This window comes from Mesonia oceanica, from assembly GCF_902499555.1.
In the GTDB taxonomy this organism is placed as follows: domain Bacteria; phylum Bacteroidota; class Bacteroidia; order Flavobacteriales; family Flavobacteriaceae; genus Mesonia; species Mesonia oceanica.
In genome coordinates this window covers 23180-43817 of the sequence record NZ_CABVMM010000013.1, presented here as the reverse complement: position 1 = coordinate 43817, position 20638 = coordinate 23180, and the positions used below count along the sequence as shown (strand labels likewise).

The following is a 20638-nucleotide window of genomic DNA, read 5'->3' as shown; positions in this document are numbered from 1 at the left end:
AATGAAAACACTTATATTAAGAACAGCATCTAATTACTTGCTTCCCATATTGTTGCTTTTTTCAATATTTATATTGTTACGAGGGCATTATTTACCGGGAGGAGGTTTTGTGGGAGGTTTAATTGCCTCTATCGCTTTTGTGTTGCATGCGTTTGCCAATGGATTAAAAAACACAAAACGATTACTAAAGTTTCATCCGGGCTTCTTAATGCCGGTAGGTTTGTCGGTAGCTTTTTTGAGCGGTATCTTACCTGTATTAGCTTTAGACGAGCCTTTTATGACAAGCCTTTGGATGCACCACGCAATTCCTGTGATAGGAAAGCTCAATACCGCTTTATTTTTTGATATTGGGGTGTATATTGTGGTGCAAGGTGTAACCTTAACTATAATTTTTACAATTTCAGAATCTGCTTAATATGGAGTTTTTACTAGCAATAATAACAGGATTACTTTATGCGGCAGGATTGTATATGATGCTACGCCGAAGTTTGGTGAAGCTCATTATAGGTTTAATCATTATTAGTAACGGAGCGAATTTACTTATCTTTCTGTTAGGTAGAATTACCAAAGGGCATCCGCCAATCATCCCGGAAGGTTCTAAAGTTTTTACTGAAATTTATGCAGATCCCGTTCCGCAGGCGTTAATATTAACAGCCATTGTGATTAGTTTTGGCTTACAATCTTTTGCTATTATTTTGATAAAAAGAGCTTATCAAGTGGTGAAGACAGATGATTTAGATGAAATGAACACTATAGACGAAGATATTAAGTAAATGACAGAGCAACTTTTATTATATCCATTATTATTTCAATTGCTGTTAGCTATTTTGCTCATGTTTTTCTGGACGAAAATCAATGTGCAAAAAGTAATTAGTATAGTAGGAGGTTTTGTAGCCGTATTTCTGTCGGGACTTTTATTCTATGAAGTTTGGACTTCAGGTACGCAAACCGTTCAAGCCGCCAGTTGGAAAGCACCCTTCGGGATTACCTTTGTAGCAGATACTTTAGCAGCTACCTTGGTGCTATTAACAGCCATTTCTGGTTTAGCTGTTTCCTTTTTTTCTTCGGCTTCTGTAATTCCGGCTAGATTGCGTTTTGGGTACTTTCCTATTTATCACTTTTTGCTATTGGGATTAACCGGAGCTTTCTTAACCGGAGATATTTTTAACCTATATGTTTGGTTTGAAATTATTATTATTTCATCTTTCGTGTTAATTACGCTAGGCGGGGAAAAAGCACAAATTGAAGGTGCTGTAAAATATTTTACGTTAAACATTTTAGCTTCTATTATTTTCCTAACAGCTATTGCAGTACTTTACGGCTTAGCTGGTTCGTTGAATATGGCAGATTTATCGGTTTTAGTACCAAAACTTGAAAATCGTGGACTAGTAGAAGTAGCGGCTATTTTGTTTCTAGTAGGTTTCGGAATTAAATCAGCGGTATTTCCTTTATACTTTTGGTTGCCTGCATCGTATCATACACCGCCTTCAGCCGTTTCTGCGATTTTTGGAGGCTTGCTCACTAAGGTTGGGGTTTATGCCTTAATCAGGATTTTTAGTTTAATTTTTACCAACGATGTTTTCTTAGGACAAATTTTACTAGTGATTGCTATTTTAACCCTGTTTTCTGGAGGTGTAGGAGCATTGGTACAGAAGAATATTAAAAAGATATTTTCTTACTTAATCATTTGTCATATTGGTTTTATGATTGGTGGTTTGGCAATGTTTACTAAAGTAGCTTTAGTAGGGACTATTTTCTATCTTATTCACGATATAGTTTTAAAAACCAACTTGTTTATGATAAGTGGGCTGATTTATAGAATTAAAGGAACCAGCAATGTAAAACTCTTGGGAGATCTATATGACCAATACCCGAAGTTAAGTTTATTGATGTTCATTCCGTTTCTATCCTTAATAGGAATTCCTCCTTTCTCAGGTTTTTGGCCAAAAATTTCATTACTTACAGCTGCATTAAACACTGATAATTATGTGTTGTTGGCCTTAATTATTGTGGCTAGTTTATTAACCTTAATTGTGATTGCTAAACTTTGGTCGGAAGTGTTTTGGAAAAAAGGAGCAGTGCTTGAACCTCGTCCCCATTTTTTATATTTTGAAAAAATGACGAAAGCCAAAAAAGTACAATTTATTTTGCCTATTGTTATGCTGGCTGGGGTAACTTTGTATATTGGTTTTGGAGCGGAACATATTCAACAAGTTTCAGAAAGGATAGCTTCAGAATTAATGAACAAACAACAATATATTGATGCAGTAATGCCACAAACAGAATAAGATGAAAAACAGATTTTTATCTAACATATTGCTTACGTTTATTTGGGTGGCCATTACAGGGGATTTCACCTTTGCCAATTATTTTTTTGGTTTTGTATTAAGTTTTATCATTCTGTATGTGATTACTAAAGGAAGGGGAAGTGCTAAGTATTTCAAAATTCTTCCGAAGCTCATTGGATTTGTATTTTTCTTTTTATGGGAATTGTTAAAGGCAAATTTGCAAGTAGCTTACGATGTGATTACCCCCACTTTTTATATGACGCCCGGAATTGTAAGGGTTCCTTTAGAAGCCGAAACCAATTTAGAAATAACTTTACTGGCCAATTTAATTACCCTAACTCCCGGAACTTTAAGTCTAGACGTTTCAGATGATAGAAAAGTACTTTACGTACATGCGATGTATTTAAAAGATAAACAGGCTTTTATTGATGATATTAAAAACGGATTTGAAAAGCGTTTATTAGAGATTTTAAGATGACGATAGAAGAATATTTATACTATATCATATTGCCTATTTTAGCCATTTCTGTACTCTTGGTTTTTTGCCGATTTGTACTCGGGCCAAGTATTGCAGACCGGGTAGTGGCGCTAGATTTATTGATCACTATTGGTATTACCATTATTGCAGTTTATAGTATTGTATACTATCAATCTACCTTTCTAGATATCGCTATGATCTTGGGGCTTATCGCCTTTTTAAGTACCGTTGCGTTTTCTTATTATTTAGAGAAGAGAAATAGAAAAAAAAGAGAAAAGAAAAAGAAAGAAGATAATGCTGAGTGATATTTTAATCATCATACTTTCCAGTTTAGGCGCCTTGTTTATATTATTGGCGGCAGTAGGCTTTGTAAGAATGCCCGATAGTTACCTGAGGATATCGGTAACGACGAAAGCTGTTACCTTGGGTGTTGGACTTTTATTGGCAAGTGCAGCTATTTATTTTAATGACCTATCAGTGACTTCAAGAGTATTGGCAATCATTCTGTTTATTATTTTAACCTCACCTGTAGGAGCGCATTTAATTGCAAGGGCTTCCTATTTTTCAGGAAATAAAATGTGGGAAAAATCAGTGATGGATGAGCTGGAAGGAAAATACCGCCCCAATTCTCACAGACTCTCTAGTGGAGAGGATATAGAAGATGTAGAAAAAATGAAAGAAGAACCCGATAGGGAATCAGATTTAATTTAAAATGAAGTATCCCCACGGAATACAAAGTAAACTCCAACAACGTAAAGAAAAAAAATCACTTCGCTCGCTTTCTGTGAACGCAGAGGGCATTGATTTTTACTCGAACGATTATTTAGGCTTAGCTAAAAGCAAAACCATTTATACAGAAGCTATTCAGCTTCTTAAAAAGAAAAACCTGGAAGTAAATAGTGCTACCGGATCACGATTAATTTCGGGAAACACCCATTTTCATGAAGAAGTGGAGGCACAAATAGCAAAATTTCATCAAGCAGAAACTGCTTTATTATTTAACTCGGGCTACGATGCGAATGTAGGTTTTTTCAGTAGCGTTCCACAACGAGGCGATGTTGTGTTTTATGATGAATTAATTCACGCTTCCATTCGTGACGGTTTGCAAATGAGTTTAGCAAAAACCTATAAATTCAAGCATAATAACTTAAACGAACTCAAACGAAAAGTAGACAAGCTAACTACAAGTGGGGATATTTTTATAGTAACCGAATCTGTTTTTTCAATGGATGGAGACACTCCCGATTTAGAAAAACTTGTCAATTACTGTTCTAGGAGAAATGTTTTTTTAATAGTAGATGAAGCACATGCACTAGGAGTTTTTGGGTCAAGAGGAGAAGGAGTTATTCAACAGCAAAATTTACAAGACAAGGTTTTTGCTAGGATAATGACTTTTGGGAAAGGCTTGGGAGCTCACGGGGCAGCAGTTATAGGAAACGCTCAACTAAAAGAATTCCTTATCAATTTTGCGCGAAGCTTTATGTACACTACGGCCATTTCACCACATGCGGTTGCTACTATTTCTTCCGCTTATCAAGTTTTAGAAAGTTCTTCCGCAAAAGAAAAGCTTCAGCAAAACATTCACTATTTTCAGCAACAAGTAGAAGAATTTCAACTTACTTCAAGATTCATCAAAAGCAAATCTTCCATTCAGTCATGTTTAATACCTGGGAACGAAGAGGTGAAGAATATTGCTGAAGCGCTCCAACAGCAAGAATTTATGGTGAAACCCATTTTATCACCAACCGTTCCGGAGGGAGAAGAGCGCTTGCGTTTTTGTTTGCATAGTTATAATTCTAAAGAAGAAATTTTCTCAGTTTTGCAGTGTTTGAAAAGCGAACTGAAATGAAAGAAAACTTAGTGAAAATTGCCACTTATCAATTTTCTACGGAAGCCCAGATCTTTAAAGGCAGATTAGAAGCAGAAGAAATTCAGGTTTATATGGCAGACCAATACACGATTGATACAGATCCTTTGGTGAGTAATGCGATTGGTGGAGTTAAACTCTTTGTTGCGGCAAAAGACGAAGCGAGAGCTAAAGCAGTTTTAGAAGAATTAAGCGAATATTCTTTAGACGATCAAGGGCATCACATTCATTGCCCAAATTGTGAGAGTACCAAAATCGATTATTTTACCAATGTGAATGATGTAAAATCATTTTTAGCCTTTGTATTTAATTTTTTGCTTTTCGGACTTTACCCAATTTATACGAAATACGAATACCGTTGTGAAGATTGCAAAACGAAATTTAAACTAGAATGAAACATATTTTTGTGACGGGAATCGGAACCGAAGTCGGTAAAACGGTAGCTTCTGCTATTATTACCGAAGCGTTGGAGGCCGATTATTTTAAGCCTATTCAAGCCGGCGATTTAGAAAATTCTGATACTCATAAAGTTGAAAAACTCATTAGCAATAGCCACACCAAGTTTCATCCCAATGCTTATGCGTTAAAAACACCTATGAGTCCGCACGCTGCTGCAAAAATTGAGGAGGTTGAACTTAACGTTGAAAATATAAAACGTCCCCAAACTAAAAATGAATATTTAGTAGTTGAAGGGGCTGGAGGGGTGTTGGTTCCGTTAAATTCAAAAGAAACCATTGCAGATTTAATGCAGAAAGAAGATAAAATTATCGTGGTTTCCCGTCATTATTTAGGAAGCATTAACCATACACTTTTAACCATCGAAGCCTTAAAAAGCAGGGGCTTAACTTGTAGTGGAATTATTTTTAGTGGGGAAAAACATCCTACTACTGAAGCGATTATTGAAAAAATGACAAAGGTTCCAGTGTTGGGAAGAATCGATCAAGAACCTTATTTTGATGAAAATGTGGTCAAAGAATATGCTGAATTATTTCGGGAAAAATTGAAAAGTCTATGAGCAATTTAATAGAAAAAGACCAACAATATATTTGGCATCCTTTAACGCAGCACAAATTGAAAAAGAAAATGCTGCCAATTAAAAAAGCCAAAGGAGTGATTTTGACCGATGAAAACGGAAAAGAATACATCGACGGAATTTCATCTTGGTACACGGCAGTTTATGGGCATTGTAACGAATATATTCTCCAGAAAGTTACAGAACAAATGCAGCAATTGGACCAAGTGGTATTTAGCGGTTTTACCCATGAACCCGCTATCCAATTAGCGGAGGCCTTAGTGAATATTCTTCCGGAAGGACAACAGAAAATTTTCTTCAACGATAATGGATCTACCGCGACAGAGATAGGGATAAAAATGGCCTTGCAATACCATTATAACCAACAAAACAACCGTAAAGTGATGTTGGCTTTTGAAGAAGGTTTTCATGGCGATACTTTTGGAGCGATGTCGGTTTCAGACCTTTCTGTTTATAATGGGGCTTTTCAAGAACATTTTATAGCAGTAAAACGTATTCCCGTTCCTAATGGAGAAAACACTCAAGAGATTTTATCGCAGTTAGAAGAAATCCATCAGCAAAGCCCTTTAGCAGGGTTTATTTACGAACCTTTAGTGCAAGGTGCTGCTGCGATGAAAATGCATCATGAAGAAGGATTGGAAGAAATTTTAAAGTTCTGTAAATCGAAAGATATCATCTTGGTGGCCGATGAGGTGATGACCGGCTTCGGTAAAACCGGAAAAAACTTTGCTTCAGCGTATTTACAAACCCAACCCGATATCGTTTGTATGTCTAAAGCTTTAACCGCCGGATTGTTGCCAATGGGAGCCACCTCCTGTACGCAAAAGGTTTTCGATGCTTTTTATGATGACAATATTGCCAAAGGTTTATTCCATGGGCATACCTATACGGCCAACCCATTAGCTTGTTCGGCTGCATTAGCAGGGATTAAGTTATTGACTTCTCCGGAGATGCAGCAAAATATTCAGCAAATTCACCAACATCATTTAGCTTTTAACGAGCAAGTAAAAAATCATCCGTTGGTAGCAAATACCCGTTGTAAGGGAACCATTTTTGCCTTAGACCTTTCGGTAGAAATGTCTCGTTACGGGAATTTAAGAGATAAAATATATAATTATTTTATGTCGAAAGGCATTTATTTAAGACCCTTAGGGAAAACCATTTATATAGCCTGTCCATACGTGATTTCAAAAAGTCAGCTCCATAGAATTTATGAAGCTATTTTAAATTTATTGGATGAATTGAGAGAAGATGTTTGTTAAGGAGTAGTGTGTTTTTGTGTGAAATATATTTATTTTTAATTAAATTGATGACTTTTTCTTTTTATTTTAATTAAATAAATGTAATATTATCAATGTAATTTTATTAAGGGTTAATGTAAAAATTAGGGTTGGGGTATCCTAATTTTAAAACTTCGAACATTCTTGCTCGGAGTTTTTTTATTCTTTCTGATATTTGCATAAAAACTTTTTTGAAAGATAACATCTACATTAATTCTTTTGCTTCTATTTCTGGACTGGGAAATACTTCAGAAAAAATCTGGAAGCACTATCAACTAGGTCAACCATTATTTCAAGTTGAAGAATTTGAAGGGAAGAAAACTTATGTTTCAAAATTGTCCATAGAAGCTAAAGACGAAATTGAAGCACTTCAAATAGAAAATTCAAAATATAAGGACTTAGATCCTTCGGTATTATATGCTATGCTGGCTTCCAGAAAAGCGTTTCAAAATGCTAACTGGAATCAAGAAGATTTCGGAGTAAATATAGGTTCTTCCCGTGGTGCTACTTTTCTATTTGAAAAATACCACCAACAATTTTTGAAAGAAGGAATTACTTCTACCTTAGCTTCTCCAACGACAACTTTAGGGAATATTTCATCTTGGGTTTTACAGGATTTGCAATCAAATGGTCCTGAAATTAGTCATTCTATTACCTGTTCTACAGCTTTGCACAGCATAACCAATGCTATTGCTTGGCTAAAAAGCGGAATGGTGAATAAGTTTTTAGTGGGAGGGAGCGAAGCACCGTTAACGCCGTTTACCATCGCCCAGATGAATGCCGTTAAATTATATGCGAAGTATGACGAAAATGAAAAATTCCCTAACAGGAGTCTAGAGATAGATAAGAATAATAACACCATGATTTTAGGAGAAGCTGCCGCTAGTTTTTGCATTTCTACTTCCGCTGAAAATTCAATAGCTGAAATTACGGGTTGGGGCTACGCTTCTGAAACTTTAGTACATAGTATTTCGATTTCTAAAGATGCTAGTTGTTTACAAAAATCAATGAAAATGGCTTTAGCTCAATCAGGCTTAGAAAATGTAGATATGGTGATTATGCACGCTCCTGGAACAAAAAAAGGAGATTGGGCAGAGTTAAATGCAATAAAGGCTGTTTTTGGAGAAGAACTTCCGCTTATCACGTCCAACAAATTTTTAATAGGTCATACTTTTGGAGCTTCCGGAGCAATGAGTTTAGAAATGGCTTTGTTAATGCTTCAGCAACAAGAATTTATCGAGAATCCTTTTTTTGAAAATATTCATGATACCCAAAGTCGTTTAAAGAACATTATGGTGAATGCAGTTGGTTTTGGCGGAAATGCGGTAAGTATTATTGTTTCTAAACAATAAAATATTACTTTAGTGGGGAGTTTAAAACAGTAAATCCTCCTGAAACGCATAGTGTTTCAAGACCTGTTTTAGTATTTTTGATTTATCAATTTAGATTTTATGGCTATAAAACATCATTGGACAAAAGAAGAAATCTTAGCGATTTATAATAAACCTTTCATGGAGTTGCTTTATGAAGCAGCTACAGTTCATAGAAAACATCACGATCCCAATACCGTTCAAGTTTCTACCTTGTTGTCAATAAAAACAGGTGGTTGCCCTGAGGATTGTGGTTATTGTCCGCAAGCTGCTCGTTACCATACCGATATTGAAGGTAATGGATTAATGAGTGTAAATCAGGTAAAAGCTCAAGCATTACGGGCAAAATCTTCCGGAAGTTCACGTGTTTGTATGGGGGCGGCTTGGAGAAATGTAAAAGACGGACCTGAGTTTGATAACGTACTAGAAATGGTGAGAACCATTAATAAACTGGATATGGAAGTTTGTTGTACGTTGGGAATGCTTACGGAAAATCAAGCCAAGCGTTTAGAAGAAGCAGGATTATATGCTTACAATCATAACTTAGATACATCAGAAGAATACTATAAGGAAGTAATTTCAACACGGGGTTATGAAGATCGTTTAGAAACCTTGGGCAATGTAAGAAAAACCAATGTGACGGTTTGTAGTGGAGGAATTATTGGAATGGGTGAAAGTAAAGAAGACCGGGCGGGAATGTTGGTAGCTTTGGCAAGATTAAATCCGCAACCGGAATCGGTACCTATTAACGCATTGGTTCCTGTGGAAGGAACTCCGATGGAAGAACAAGAGCCTGTCCCTATTTGGGATATGGTAAGAATGGTGGCTACTACCCGTATCGTCATGCCAGAAACACAGGTAAGACTTTCTGCCGGAAGAACCAATATGAGTAGAGAGGGGCAAGCGATGTGTTTCTTTGCAGGAGCAAACTCTATTTTTGCCGGAGATAAATTACTTACTACGCCAAACCCAGATGTAAGTGAAGACATGCTAATGTTTCAAGATCTTGGGTTGAATGTTCAAAAACCTTTCGAGAAGCATGCGCAACGCAAATCTGTGGAGAAAGAAGCATCTCAAGTAGAAGCTTTAGGAGAAAAACCTAAATGGTCTAGGCCTGGGCATAAAATAGAACGCAACTTAGAAGCCCAAGGGAAGAAAGTAAAAGCTTAATTTTAATCGTTGGCAGATGAAATTGCAGGAGATAGATCGGGTAGATGAGATTAGTGCCAAAGATTTTATAAATAATTATGTCAAGACAAATAAGCCGGTAGTTGTTAAGAATTTATCGCATGACTGGCCGGCTTATCAGAAATGGTCATTGGATTATTTTGCAAAAGAGGCGGGAGAAGTAGAAGTTCCATTATATAATAGTGAACCTGCGAAAGGAAAAGAATACTCAAGAAAACCGGCTGCGAAAATGAAAATGAAGGATTATGTAGAAATACTGAAATCTGGTCCTACCGATCTCCGTATTTTCTTTTTCAACATTCTTCAAAAATGTCCACAACTATTAAAAGACTTTACTTATCCGGCTATTGGATTAAAGTTTTTTAAAAAATTACCGGTACTGTTTTTTGGAGGAGAAGGGTCCAGGGTACTTCTACATTATGATATAGATTTAGCCAATAATGTGCATTTTAATTTCCACGGAAAAAAAGATATTATCTTGTTTCCTTTTGATCAGCGAAAATATCTTTATCACGTTCCATACTCCATTGTTTCGATGGAAGAAATCGAATTTGATCGACCTGATTATAAAAAATACCCTGCCTTACAATACGCTGAAGGTTATCGGGTGATCTTACAGCCGGGAGAAACTTTATTTATACCAAGTGCATATTGGCATTATATGCGTTATCTAACGCCAAGTATATCTATGACCCTGCGTGCATTTCCCACTTCTCTGAAAAAGAGATTAAAGCTGATCAAGAACGTCGTTTTTATGATGAATTACGATAATTTGATGCGTAAGTTAAGAGGGCAGAAGTGGATAGATTACAAAAACAGAATTACGATAGAAAATACCAATAAAAATATTTAAGATAGTTTATGAAGCGAGAGGGGTTAAACCTGAAAGAAGTAGATCGAGTAAAAAATATCACTAAAGAAAACTTTCTAAAAAATTACTTTCAACCTCAAAAGCCGGTAATAATTGAAAACTACATTAACAATTGGCCGGCTTATCAGAAGTGGTCTTTAGATTACATAAAACAAGTTGCCGGAGATAAAATTGTACCCTTATACGATAATCGTCCGGTAAGGCATGAAGAAGGTTTTAATCAAGCTCACGCAGAAATGAAAATGCGTGATTATATAGATTTATTAAAATCTCAGCCTACCAAATACAGGATTTTTCTTTGGAACATTTTAAAAGAAGTCCCGGAGCTTCAAAACGATTTTGAATTCCCCGACTTTGGGATAAGGCTTTTAAAAAAACTTCCTATGCTTTTTTTTGGAGGGAAAGATTCCTATACTTTTATGCATTACGATATAGATTTAGCCAATATTTTCCATTTTCATTTTGAAGGAAAGAAGCAATGTATCCTTTTTGATCAGCAGCAAAATAATTATTTATATAAAGTTCCACACTCGTTAATTACGAGGGAAGATATAGATTTTTCTAATCCTGATTTTAATAAATGGCCTGCTTTACAGAAAGCAAAGGGATATGTGGCTAATTTGAATCATGGTGATATTTTGTATATGCCGGAAGGCTATTGGCACTACATGCGCTATTTAACCCCAGGGTTTTCCATGAGTTTAAGGGCAATCCCTAGAAAACCTAGAAACCTTGCTAAAGCGTTTTACAACCTAGCAATTATGCGCCATTTTGATGTGTTAATGAGAAAGTGGAAAGGACAAGCTTGGATAGATTATAAAAATAAACAAGCGGTTAAAAGAACGCATCAAAAAGCTGGTTAAGTGTTGTCTGTTTTTGCCAATTCTTGTATTTTTTCAAAAACTAGTTCGCTTTCCCAGCCACGGTAAAACAAATAATCGGCTACTTTCTTTTTCTTTTTAAGGAGATTAGGTTCTTTTGTGGTATTCCATTTTTTAACAGAAAGTTCTTCAAAAGTCTCTAAATAAGAAGGTGTGGAAATTTCTTTTAAAGCACTATCAATATTGAACCTAGAAATATTCCGAAGTTTCAATTCTCTTAGGATCCTTACTTTTCCCCATTTTTTTTGGGTGAACTTTCCCCGGGCAAAACTTTTGGCAAAGCGCTCTTCGTTTAAAAAATTATCTTGAATAAGTCGGTAGGTAATTTCTTGACGTGCTTCAGGTATCATCCGCATTTCAATGAGTTTTTTTTCAACTTCTTGATGACAGCGCTCTTGGTACGCGCAAAATTTCATCATTTTGGCAGTAGCTTCTTGTAGCGTATAGGTGGTATAATTATATCTATTCATCTTTCAGCAAAAATAAACAGAATATGTAGAGAATAAATGGGTATAAATAAAAAACGCCTTTCAATTTAAATTGAAAGGCGTTTGGAAAATTTTATTCTATCAATTCACCACTATTGTCGTGAAAATGATATTCTAAATACGTGTAAGCGTCTCTTGGTAAAATTTTTACCCATCGCTTGTGGTCAAAAAACCATTTGCTTCTGGGCGATGGAATGCCTCTTGTTAAGTAGGCTGCCACAAAAGGATGTGCCGTTAAGGTAACCTTTTTATGACCTTTTTTAATAATTTTCTGTAAGTCGGCATTAATCTTATCAATGGTCACGATAGGGGCTTCTATTTCCCCTTCTCCGTTAGGATTTTTTTCGCGGGTTTTGATGTTCATTTCCGGTCTTACGCGTTGTCTAGTAATCTGTATCAGTCCAAACTTTGTAGGAGGTAAAATTTTGTGCTTTGCTCTATCGTCACTCATTTCATCTCGTAAATGATTGTAGAGCTGTTTACGGTTCTCTGCTCTATTCATATCTATAAAGTCTACAACGATGATCCCACCCATATCACGTAAACGTAATTGTCGGGCCACTTCAGTAGCACTTATTAGGTTCACTTCTAAAGCAGTGTCTTCTTGGTTCTTTGCTTTATTGCTTCGGTTACCGCTATTTACATCTATGACGTGCATAGCTTCGGTGTGTTCAATCACCAGATAAGCGCCTCTACTCATAGAAACAGTTTTTCCGAAGGTGGTTTTTATTTGCCGTTCGATACCATATTTTTCAAAGATTGGGACATTAGATTGATACAATTTTACAATCGACTCTTTGTCGGGAGAAATCTCGCCAACATAATCTTTAATTTGCGTATAAAGCGCTTCTTCATCTGTACAAATTGAGGTGAAGGTGTCGTTAAACATATCTCTTAACAGGGAATTTGCCCGGTTAAGTTCACCTAGAACTTTAGATGGTGTGCTGGCTTTATACAGTTTTTTGCACATTCCTGTCCAACGGTTCATTAAATTTTGAACGTCTTTGTCCAGGTCTGCTACTTTTTTGCCTTCTGCAACGGTACGTACTATTACTCCAAAGCCTTTTGGCCTTATACTTTTTACAAGTCTTTTAAGCCTGTCTTTTTCTTCTTTATCTTCAATCTTCTGTGATACAGAAATTCTGTTAGAAAAAGGAACTAGCACGATGTATCTTCCGGCAAGCGAAAGTTCACTGCTAATTCTTGGGCCTTTGGTAGAAATAGGTTCTTTTACGATTTGTACCAAAATCGATTGATTTGATTTTAAAACATCAGTAATACTTCCGTTTTTATCAATATCATCTTCAAATCGATAATTCTTTAAAGAAAAATCTTTTAGTTTACCTGTGCTTACACGTTTTATGAATTTCAGCAAAGAAGATATTTGTGGTCCTAAGTCATGATAGTGTAAAAAACCATCTTTTTCGTAACCTACATTAACGAAGGCTGCGTTAAGACCGGGAACAGCTTTTCTGATTTTGGCTAAATAAATATCGCCAACAGAGAAATTGTTGTTATCATCTTCTTTGTGTAATTCTATAAGTTTTCCATCTTTTAGTAAGGCAAAATCAATAGCAGAAGAATTGGATCTAATAATTAATTCCTTATTCATCTTTCATGCGTATTAGATTTTTATCCATACCCACATAGGCAAGTATAGATGGATTAAACAAAAATTATCACAGGTTTTTAATCCTGAAAGAAGTGTCCTTTTTCCATGAACACTTCTTATGTCAATGAACTTTTCTAAACAAAAAAAGTAGTTAGAAAACTACTTTTTCTTGTGACGGTTAGCTCTTCTTCTTTTTTTACGCTTGTGCGTGGCTACCTTATGTCTTTTTCTCTTTTTACCACTTGGCATAAATAGTGTGTTTTAAATTAATAATTAGTTTTATTTAACTTCTACGTTAGATTTTACTCCTTCTACAAAAACCTTAGCAGGCTTAAATGCAGGAATATTGTGTGCGGGAATTTTGATAGTTGTATTCTTAGAAATATTTCTACCGGTTTTCTCTGCTCTTGTTTTAATGATAAAGCTTCCGAAGCCTCTTAGATATACATTATCTCCGCTTTCTAAAGAATCTTTTACTTCTTGCATAAAGGTCTCAATAGTAGCTTGTACATCACCTTTTTCCATTCCAAGTTTTTCTGAAATATTCGCTACGAGATCTGCTTTCGTCATCTTACAGTTATTTTTGTTATAAATAGGGTTACAAATTTCAAGGGCGCAAATATAAGAATTTAATATTCAATTAATCAAGCCTAATTGTTTAAATAGTAACCAAATAAAGTTTTTATTATTGCATTTTAACAAATAGAAGAATGAAATTTTATAATTTGCTGATTGATTGGTACTTATCTAACCAGCGTGATTTGCCTTGGAGAAAAACAAAACAGCCTTATCATATTTGGTTGAGTGAAATTATGCTTCAACAAACACGAGTTGCCCAAGGATTGCCCTATTATTTGCGTTTTGTGGAAGAATTTCCGAGCGTTTTTGACTTAGCTGAAGCTAGTGAAGAAAAAGTACTTAAACTTTGGCAAGGCTTAGGTTATTATTCCCGAGCAAGAAATCTCCATTTTACCGCAAAATATGTAGCAAATGAATTAAATGGTAAGTTCCCTCATACTTATAAGGAGTTAAAAAAGCTAAAAGGAGTGGGCGATTATACCGCTAGTGCTATAGCTTCCATTTGTTTTAACGAACCGGTGGCCGTGGTTGACGGGAATGTTTATCGCGTGTTGTCCCGGGTTTTTGGCGTAGATACACCTATTAATTCTACTGAAGGGATAAAAGAATTTAAAAATTTAGCAGAAGAAAAACTTGATAAAGAGAATGCAAGTGTTTACAATCAGGCCATTATGGAATTTGGAGCATTGCATTGTAAACCCAAAAATCCGTATTGTATCACGTGTCCTTTTCAAGCGGAATGTGTAGCATTTCAACAAGGAAAAATTGAAGAATTGCCCATAAAACTCAAAAAGACCAAAGTGAAAACTAAACATTTCAATTATTTAGTAGTGGTTTCTGAAGGGAAAACAGTGATTCAGCAACGTAGAGGAAATGGGATTTGGAAAAACCTCTATCAGTTTCCACTTATAGAAACTGAAAAGGAAGTAAGTAAAACACAATTCCTGAAAGAGGAAAACTTTCTGCAATTACTAAGTGTTCCTGCCGAAAAAGTAAATTTATTCAATAAAAAACCTATAAAACATGTACTTTCGCACCGTAAATTAATGGTTAAGTTCTGGGTAATGGATTTGCCTGAAATTTCTTCTGCTTTTAAAACAAAAGAGTTTGAAGTGATTCAGCAAGAAAATATCCGACTTTATCCGGTTCCCGTTTTAATAGAAAAATTTATAGAGCAGTTCTATTTTAACAAATAAGACTTTTTCCTTACATTTACTTAAAAGCAAAGAAATGGCATCAGGTACATTAAATAAGGTTATGTTAATTGGGCACACCGGTGACGATGTGAAAATGCACTATTTTGAAGGTGGTGGTTGTATTGGGCGTTTTCCCTTGGCAACCAACGAAGATTATGTGAACAGAACTACCGGAGAACGCGTGAGCAATACCGAGTGGCATAATATCGTAGTGAGAAATAAGGCCGCTGAGGTCTGCGAAAAATACTTAAATAAAGGCGATAAGGTTTACATTGAAGGTAGAATAAAAACCAGAAAGTGGACCGATGACAAAGGGACGGAGCGTTACTCTACTGAAGTGCAATGCTCAGAATTTACCTTTTTAACGCCTAAAGAACAGAGTGGTAGTGGTAGTGGAATGCAACAACAATCTAATGGTGGCAATCCAGAACAATATCAACAACCTTCACAGCAACCATCAAACGCTGGAGCTGTAAATCCGCCACAGATGGAGGATGACGAGGAAGACGATTTACCATTTTAAGTTGAATTAAACACAAAAATTTGGACCCTGACCCTTCCAGTTTATTTTTATTTCTAGCGGTAGATTTCTCCCATTTTTTTGGGATAATTGTCCTTGTTTTATTGTTAGTCTGTTCGGCTTTGATTTCCGGTTCAGAAGTAGCTTTGTTTTCGCTTACTCCTGCAGATTTTGATGTAAAAGACGGAAATGTTTCCTCAAAACAACAAATTTTAATTCGGCTTTTAGACCGACCTAAAAAACTATTAGCTACCATTTTGGTGGCCAATAATTTTGTAAATATAGCGGTCGTACTTTTGTTTGAGTCGCTAAGTAATAGTTGGTTTAAGAACGTAAATTCTTCCATCAACCTGTATTACTTTCAACTAGATTTGGTTTTTTTCTTAAAAGTAATTGTCGTTACTTTTCTAATCTTGCTATTTGGCGAGATCTTGCCTAAGATTTATGCCAGTAGAAACAAAGTTATTTTTTCTCATTTTATGGCTTATCCGCTTTCAGTTCTCGATAAGTTATTAAGTGTATTTAGCATCCCCATGAGGCAAGTAACTTTATTAATTCATAAGCGTTTGGGGAAACAAAAATCGGCATTGAGTGTAGACCAACTTTCTCAAGCTTTAGAACTTACTTCTGAAGAAGACACCACCAAAGAAGAACAAAAAATATTAAAGGGAATTGTTTCTTTTGGAAATACAGAGGTGAAGCAAGCGATGAAGCCTCGTATTGATGTTTTTGCCTTAAAAATGGAACAAGATTTTAAGGAAGTCATTGCCGAAGTAATGGAGCACGGTTATTCTAGGATTCCGGTATACGAAGAAAATATAGATAACGTAAAAGGAATTCTTTACATCAAAGATTTGCTCCCTTACCTGGATACTAAAAATTTCAACTGGCAGAGTTTGATTCGGGATGCTTATTTTGTTCCTGAAAATAAAAAATTAGATGATTTACTGAATGATTTTAAAGACAAGAAAAACCATTTGGCAATTGTGGTAGATGAATATGGAGGTACCAGCGGTCTTATTTCTTTGGAAGATATTATTGAAGAGATTGTAGGCGACATTAGTGATGAGTTTGACGATGAAGATTTGATTTTTTCTAAGTTAGATGAGCATAATTATGTTTTTGAAGGAAAAACGGCCTTAAAAGATTTTTATAAAGTTATTAAGCTGGAAGATCCCGTATATTTTGAAGAAAAGAAAGGTGAGGCAGAAACCTTGGCCGGGTTCTTATTAGAAATCTCCGGTGAGTTTCCGAAGAAAAACCAGAAAATAATTTTTGAGAATTATACGTTTACTGTAGAGGCAATCGATAATAAACGAATTAAACAAGTAAAACTGAATATTGGTAATGAAGCTAACGCAGGCAATAATAATTAGTGCTTTATTTTTAATTTTTGCTTCTTGTGAGAAAAGCTATCAGCCTAAACCTAAAGGTTTTTTAGCTTTAAACTATCCGGAAGCGAGTTATAAGAAAGCACAAATACCTTGTCCGTATTCCTTTCAGATTAATAAGAATGCCGATATAAAGGCTTCTAAAACCAACAATCCCTGTTGGTTGGATATTGAATATCCAGAGCTAAGAGGAACTATTTTTATTACCTACAAGCCGGTCACCGATAACCTTCAAAAGTTGCTTGTTGATGCACAGCGACTTCCATTGCAACATACTATTAAAGCAGATGAAATTGAAGGAGATACGTATATCAATGATAAGCATCGTACATACGGAACTTTTTATGAAGTGAAAGGTGATGCAGCTTCGCAGGCGCAATTCTACTTAACCGATAGTGTTCGTCATTTTTTAACCGGTTCTATTTACTTTAAAACCCAACCCAATTTTGACAGCATTGTTCCGGCAGCGGCCTATTTAGAGAAAGATATCCGCCGTATTATGGAGTCGTTACAATGGGCGAAAATTCAAGACTAGAAATCTTAGTTCATTTGAATAAATAGTAAGACTTTTGCAAAAAGTTTTGGCTATGAATCAGCAGCAGTTAAAATGGATTTACCTTGTAGGGCTTTCGTTGGTTTGGGGAAGTTCTTTTATTCTTATTAAAAAAGGATTGGTAGGATTAAGTCCTATTCAATTGGGAGCTTTGAGAACTTTTTTGGCAGGTATTTTCTTATTGTTGATAGGCTTTAAAAGCTTGAAAAAAATAAAAAAACATCAATGGAAATGGATTGCCGTTTCTGCTTTTCTAGGTACATTTTTTCCTGCATTTATCTTTGCCTTTGCTGAATTGAAAGTAGATAGCGCTATTGTTTCTATTTTAAATTCTACCGTACCCATTCTTTCTATTGTCTTTGGCTTTTTACTCTTCAAAATACAATCAACTAAAAATCAAATTATAGGAGTTTTGATTGGTTTGTTAGGTTCTGTGTGTTTAATAGGAAGTGGAATTCAACTTGACAATCAACAGCACTTGTTGTATTCCTTTTTGCCATTATTAGCGACGAGTATGTATGCGATTAACGTACATATTATCAAGCGATATTTACAAGAAATTCCTGCCCTTAGTATTACCGTAGGTTGCTTTACTATTTTAATGTTGCCGGCAACAATTATATTAATAATGGCAGACTTTTTTAGTCCAGAATTATTAAGCAACTCTGCTGCTCAAACTTCTATTGGTTATATCGCCATTTTATCGGTGGTAGGAACAGGAATTGCGAAGATTCTTTTTAACCGATTGGTGCAAATTTCTACACCTGTTTTTTCTACCTCGGTTACGTATTTGATTCCTGTGGTGGCTTTAAGCTGGGGGATTTTAGACGGAGAGAAATTTGAATTTCTTCAACTTCTTTCGGCATTCATTATTTTATTTGGGGTTTATATGTCCAATAGAAAAAGGAAAATAAAAAAGCCGATCCCAAAAGAATCGGCTTTAGAATAATAGTAGTGAAGATGATTATTGGAAATCAGCTTCGCTTACGCCATCGTTTATTTTAATTTCTGTGATTGAAATTTCAATTTCTTGTGGTCCAAAGCTCACGTTCATCGTGTGAGGGAATTTTACTCCTTCTGTTGCTTTGTAATTCTCATAACCTGTAGTATTGGTTACGGTTTGTCCGCCTTGTGATTGAGTAGTTACGCTCTGAACTTTTAAACCGCTTTCTGTAAGGTAATACTCTTTGGTTTTGTCGGAGGTTTTTACCACATAAGCATCTTCGCCATTCACGGCTTCGATACCCGTTAGTTCTGCATTTTCAGAAACACTTAATTCAGGAAAGACACCGCCATTGTTTTTAGCGTCTTGAATTTGCTCTTCAGTAAAATCCATTTTTTGACCTTGAGCTTCGGTATAACCGGCTTCTCCATTAAAAACAGTTTTGCTAAGGGTCATGCCATTCATCGTAACTGTTTGTAAGGATTTACCTTCTTTGGTTTGTTTGGTGATGAAATTTAAATTCATACCTTGAAAAGAAGCAGTACCAGACATAGCTACAGAATTAATACCTTCAGCAGCACTTCTTCCTCCAATAGCTTTTAAATAAGCATCGTATACATCTTTTACGGTCATTCCTTCAGGCACCGCTTTGTTGTAAACCGGTTTTTCTATACGGTTTCCTTCTTTGTCATAATAAATTACCGGAATTGTTTTACCATTATAAGTTAACTTTTCTAACTTATCGGCTACTTCACTTCCTTTCCCTGCTACTACAATTTGCATTTCATCGGTTTTGTAGTATTTGTTGGCTACGCGCATCACATCTTCTGCGGTTACTGCATTGATTTTCTTTAAGAAAGTTTCGTAGAAATCTTTAGGAAGATCGTTGGTTTCAATTTTTAAAGCGTAATCTGCAATAGTAGAAGGGTCTTCTAGGTCTAGTACAAAATCTCCGGCAAATTTGTTTTTAGCGTTGCTTAAGTCTTTGTAAGAAACTTTTTCAGTTTTAATTCTATTAATTTCTTTTAAAGTTTCTACAATAGCACTATCGGTAACGGCATTTCTAACACTTGCCATTGCTTGAAATCTACTTGCGTATTTATCTGCTCCCGTATAAGAACGGGCTCCGTAAGTGAAACCGTGTTCTTCACGAAGGTTCATGTTTAAATAACTTCCGAAGCTTCCTCCTAGAATTTGGTTAGCTACTAACACCGGAAAGTAATCTTCATCTGCCATTTGTAAATCGATGGTGTTTTGCACTCTTAATTCACTTTGAACAGCATTGGGTACATCAATAAAATCTACTTGCGTGTATTGAACTTTAGGAAGGCTTGGAAGGGCTCCTACCGGAGGAGTGCTTTCTGACCAATCTCCTAAATATTTTTTAGCCAATTTTTTTACCTCAGTGTCATCTACATCTCCTACAACTACTAAATAAGCATTTTTGGGCGAAATGAAATTATTGTAGTACGATTTTACATTGGCTAGGGTAACGTCTTCTACAGAAGCTTTTGTTTCAAACTCGCCATAAGGATGGTTTTTTCCGAAGGCTAAAAGTCCGCTAACGTTACTTGCTATACTGCTAGCACTTTTTTCTTCAGCTTTAATACCTTCAATGACTCTGTCTTTTTGATTTTGAAATTCTTCTTCCGTGAATAAAGGATTTAAAAGTCCATCTGCCATTAATTGAAAAATCTCCGGAAAGAATTTTGAAAGTGAGCTTGCGTAGGCGCTCTCGGTTCCAAAACCTACATTTGCACCATAAAAATCTATTTTTTCGTTATACTCGTCTTTGCTCATAGACTTGGTTCCATTCCCCATCATTGCGCTGTAAAGTGACTTAACACCTACTTTGTTGCCTTCTGAGTGGGGTTTGTTATCTATAATTAAGCTTGCTCTTACGCGGGGAAGCTTGTGGTTTTCCACGACCATTACCGTCAAGCCATTTTTTAGGGTGAAGGTTCTCGGTTTCTCTAAATTAATTTTAGGGGCCGGCCCAGGTTGAGGTTGTTTAGATCGGTCTATTTGTGCTTGTGCTCCCAAAACTGTTAAGCACAAAATAAAAAGTGATACTATTTTAATTTTCATTTGTTTAACTTT

The 20638-nt window shown here is 35.7% G+C and carries 23 protein-coding genes; 19 read left to right on the top strand and 4 right to left on the bottom strand.

Annotated elements, in window-relative coordinates:
* Window position 1 precedes the first annotated feature (1 nt).
* The 14 genes from FVB9532_RS15400 (at window position 2) to FVB9532_RS15335 (ending at window position 11238) form a co-directional block, all read left to right on the top strand.
* Entirely contained in the window at window positions 2-415 is a 414-nt protein-coding gene (locus FVB9532_RS15400) for a Na+/H+ antiporter subunit B (RefSeq protein WP_150546074.1), read from the top strand.
* A 1-nt stretch (window position 416) separates the two neighbouring features.
* Window positions 417-773 carry a Na+/H+ antiporter subunit C gene (locus FVB9532_RS15395; RefSeq protein WP_150546073.1) on the top strand — a complete coding sequence of 119 codons (357 nt, stop codon included), beginning with the start codon at window positions 417-419 and terminating at the stop codon, window positions 771-773.
* A complete protein-coding gene (locus tag FVB9532_RS15390; RefSeq protein ID WP_150546072.1) occupies window positions 774-2288 on the top strand; it encodes a proton-conducting transporter transmembrane domain-containing protein in 1515 nt (504 codons plus the stop codon).
* A gap of 1 nt (window position 2289) precedes the next feature.
* Window positions 2290-2766, top strand: a complete 477-nt coding sequence (locus tag FVB9532_RS15385; protein WP_150546071.1) for a Na+/H+ antiporter subunit E — start codon at window positions 2290-2292, stop codon at window positions 2764-2766.
* A complete protein-coding gene (locus FVB9532_RS15380) occupies window positions 2763-3071 on the top strand; it encodes a monovalent cation/H+ antiporter complex subunit F (RefSeq protein WP_150546070.1) in 309 nt (102 codons plus the stop codon). Before FVB9532_RS15385 ends, FVB9532_RS15380 begins: the two co-directional genes overlap by 4 nt.
* Entirely contained in the window at window positions 3061-3477 is a 417-nt protein-coding gene (gene mnhG / locus FVB9532_RS15375; protein WP_317132299.1) for a monovalent cation/H(+) antiporter subunit G, read from the top strand. The genes FVB9532_RS15380 and mnhG overlap by 11 nt, the downstream gene beginning before the upstream one ends.
* Before the next feature lies 1 nt (window position 3478).
* Window positions 3479-4615: an 8-amino-7-oxononanoate synthase gene (locus FVB9532_RS15370; protein ID WP_150546069.1), complete on the top strand. Its 1137-nt coding sequence runs from the start codon at window positions 3479-3481 to the stop codon at window positions 4613-4615.
* A complete protein-coding gene (locus tag FVB9532_RS15365; RefSeq protein WP_150546068.1) occupies window positions 4612-5028 on the top strand; it encodes a putative signal transducing protein in 417 nt (138 codons plus the stop codon). The genes FVB9532_RS15370 and FVB9532_RS15365 overlap by 4 nt, the downstream gene beginning before the upstream one ends.
* A complete protein-coding gene (gene bioD, locus FVB9532_RS15360) occupies window positions 5025-5648 on the top strand; it encodes a dethiobiotin synthase (RefSeq protein ID WP_150546067.1) in 624 nt (207 codons plus the stop codon). The genes FVB9532_RS15365 and bioD overlap by 4 nt, the downstream gene beginning before the upstream one ends.
* Window positions 5645-6928, top strand: coding sequence for an adenosylmethionine--8-amino-7-oxononanoate transaminase (gene bioA, locus FVB9532_RS15355; RefSeq protein ID WP_150546066.1), 1284 nt, complete (start codon window positions 5645-5647; stop codon window positions 6926-6928). Before bioD ends, bioA begins: the two co-directional genes overlap by 4 nt.
* A 209-nt stretch (window positions 6929-7137) precedes the next feature.
* Window positions 7138-8298: a beta-ketoacyl synthase N-terminal-like domain-containing protein gene (locus tag FVB9532_RS15350; RefSeq protein WP_150546065.1), complete on the top strand. Its 1161-nt coding sequence runs from the start codon at window positions 7138-7140 to the stop codon at window positions 8296-8298.
* A gap of 99 nt (window positions 8299-8397) precedes the next feature.
* Window positions 8398-9486, top strand: coding sequence for a biotin synthase BioB (gene bioB / locus FVB9532_RS15345; RefSeq protein ID WP_150546064.1), 1089 nt, complete (start codon window positions 8398-8400; stop codon window positions 9484-9486).
* A gap of 16 nt (window positions 9487-9502) precedes the next feature.
* Complete coding sequence (locus FVB9532_RS15340; RefSeq protein WP_150546063.1) at window positions 9503-10357, top strand: cupin-like domain-containing protein; 855 nt, start codon at window positions 9503-9505, stop codon at window positions 10355-10357.
* Window positions 10358-10365: 8 nt separating this feature from the next.
* Window positions 10366-11238, top strand: coding sequence for a cupin-like domain-containing protein (locus FVB9532_RS15335; protein ID WP_150546062.1), 873 nt, complete (start codon window positions 10366-10368; stop codon window positions 11236-11238).
* Here FVB9532_RS15335 and FVB9532_RS15330 read toward each other — a convergent pair.
* The 3 genes from FVB9532_RS15330 to FVB9532_RS15320 all read right to left on the bottom strand — a co-directional run bounded on the left by FVB9532_RS15330 (window position 11235) and on the right by FVB9532_RS15320 (window position 13926).
* The gene (locus FVB9532_RS15330; RefSeq protein WP_150546061.1) at window positions 11235-11726 is read right to left on the bottom strand and encodes a regulatory protein RecX; all 492 of its coding nucleotides are present in this window, start codon (window positions 11724-11726) and stop codon (window positions 11235-11237) included. The two genes, FVB9532_RS15335 and FVB9532_RS15330, sit on opposite strands and share 4 nt — an antisense overlap.
* A 91-nt stretch (window positions 11727-11817) precedes the next feature.
* Window positions 11818-13356, bottom strand: a complete 1539-nt coding sequence (locus FVB9532_RS15325) for an Rne/Rng family ribonuclease (RefSeq protein WP_150546060.1) — start codon at window positions 13354-13356, stop codon at window positions 11818-11820.
* Between the two features lie 279 nt (window positions 13357-13635).
* Window positions 13636-13926, bottom strand: a complete 291-nt coding sequence (locus FVB9532_RS15320) for an HU family DNA-binding protein (RefSeq protein WP_150316340.1) — start codon at window positions 13924-13926, stop codon at window positions 13636-13638.
* 140 nt (window positions 13927-14066) lie between these two features.
* Here FVB9532_RS15320 and mutY point away from each other — a divergent pair, with 140 nt between their 5' ends.
* The 5 genes from mutY to FVB9532_RS15295 are packed head-to-tail and all read left to right on the top strand — an operon-like array spanning window position 14067 to window position 18544.
* A complete protein-coding gene (mutY, locus tag FVB9532_RS15315; protein ID WP_150546059.1) occupies window positions 14067-15131 on the top strand; it encodes an A/G-specific adenine glycosylase in 1065 nt (354 codons plus the stop codon).
* Window positions 15132-15165: 34 nt separating this feature from the next.
* The gene (locus FVB9532_RS15310) at window positions 15166-15654 is read left to right on the top strand and encodes a single-stranded DNA-binding protein (RefSeq protein ID WP_150546058.1); all 489 of its coding nucleotides are present in this window, start codon (window positions 15166-15168) and stop codon (window positions 15652-15654) included.
* Window positions 15655-15674: 20 nt separating this feature from the next.
* Window positions 15675-17027 carry a gliding motility-associated protein GldE gene (locus FVB9532_RS15305; protein ID WP_150546057.1) on the top strand — a complete coding sequence of 451 codons (1353 nt, stop codon included), beginning with the start codon at window positions 15675-15677 and terminating at the stop codon, window positions 17025-17027.
* Window positions 16999-17577 carry a gliding motility lipoprotein GldD gene (gldD, locus tag FVB9532_RS15300; RefSeq protein ID WP_150546056.1) on the top strand — a complete coding sequence of 193 codons (579 nt, stop codon included), beginning with the start codon at window positions 16999-17001 and terminating at the stop codon, window positions 17575-17577. Before FVB9532_RS15305 ends, gldD begins: the two co-directional genes overlap by 29 nt.
* Window positions 17578-17629: 52 nt before the next feature.
* Window positions 17630-18544, top strand: a complete 915-nt coding sequence (locus tag FVB9532_RS15295; protein WP_150546055.1) for a DMT family transporter — start codon at window positions 17630-17632, stop codon at window positions 18542-18544.
* A 15-nt stretch (window positions 18545-18559) separates the two neighbouring features.
* Here FVB9532_RS15295 and FVB9532_RS15290 read toward each other — a convergent pair whose 3' ends face one another.
* Window positions 18560-20626 carry a M16 family metallopeptidase gene (locus FVB9532_RS15290; protein ID WP_150546054.1) on the bottom strand — a complete coding sequence of 689 codons (2067 nt, stop codon included), beginning with the start codon at window positions 20624-20626 and terminating at the stop codon, window positions 18560-18562.
* Window positions 20627-20638: the final 12 nt, after the last annotated feature.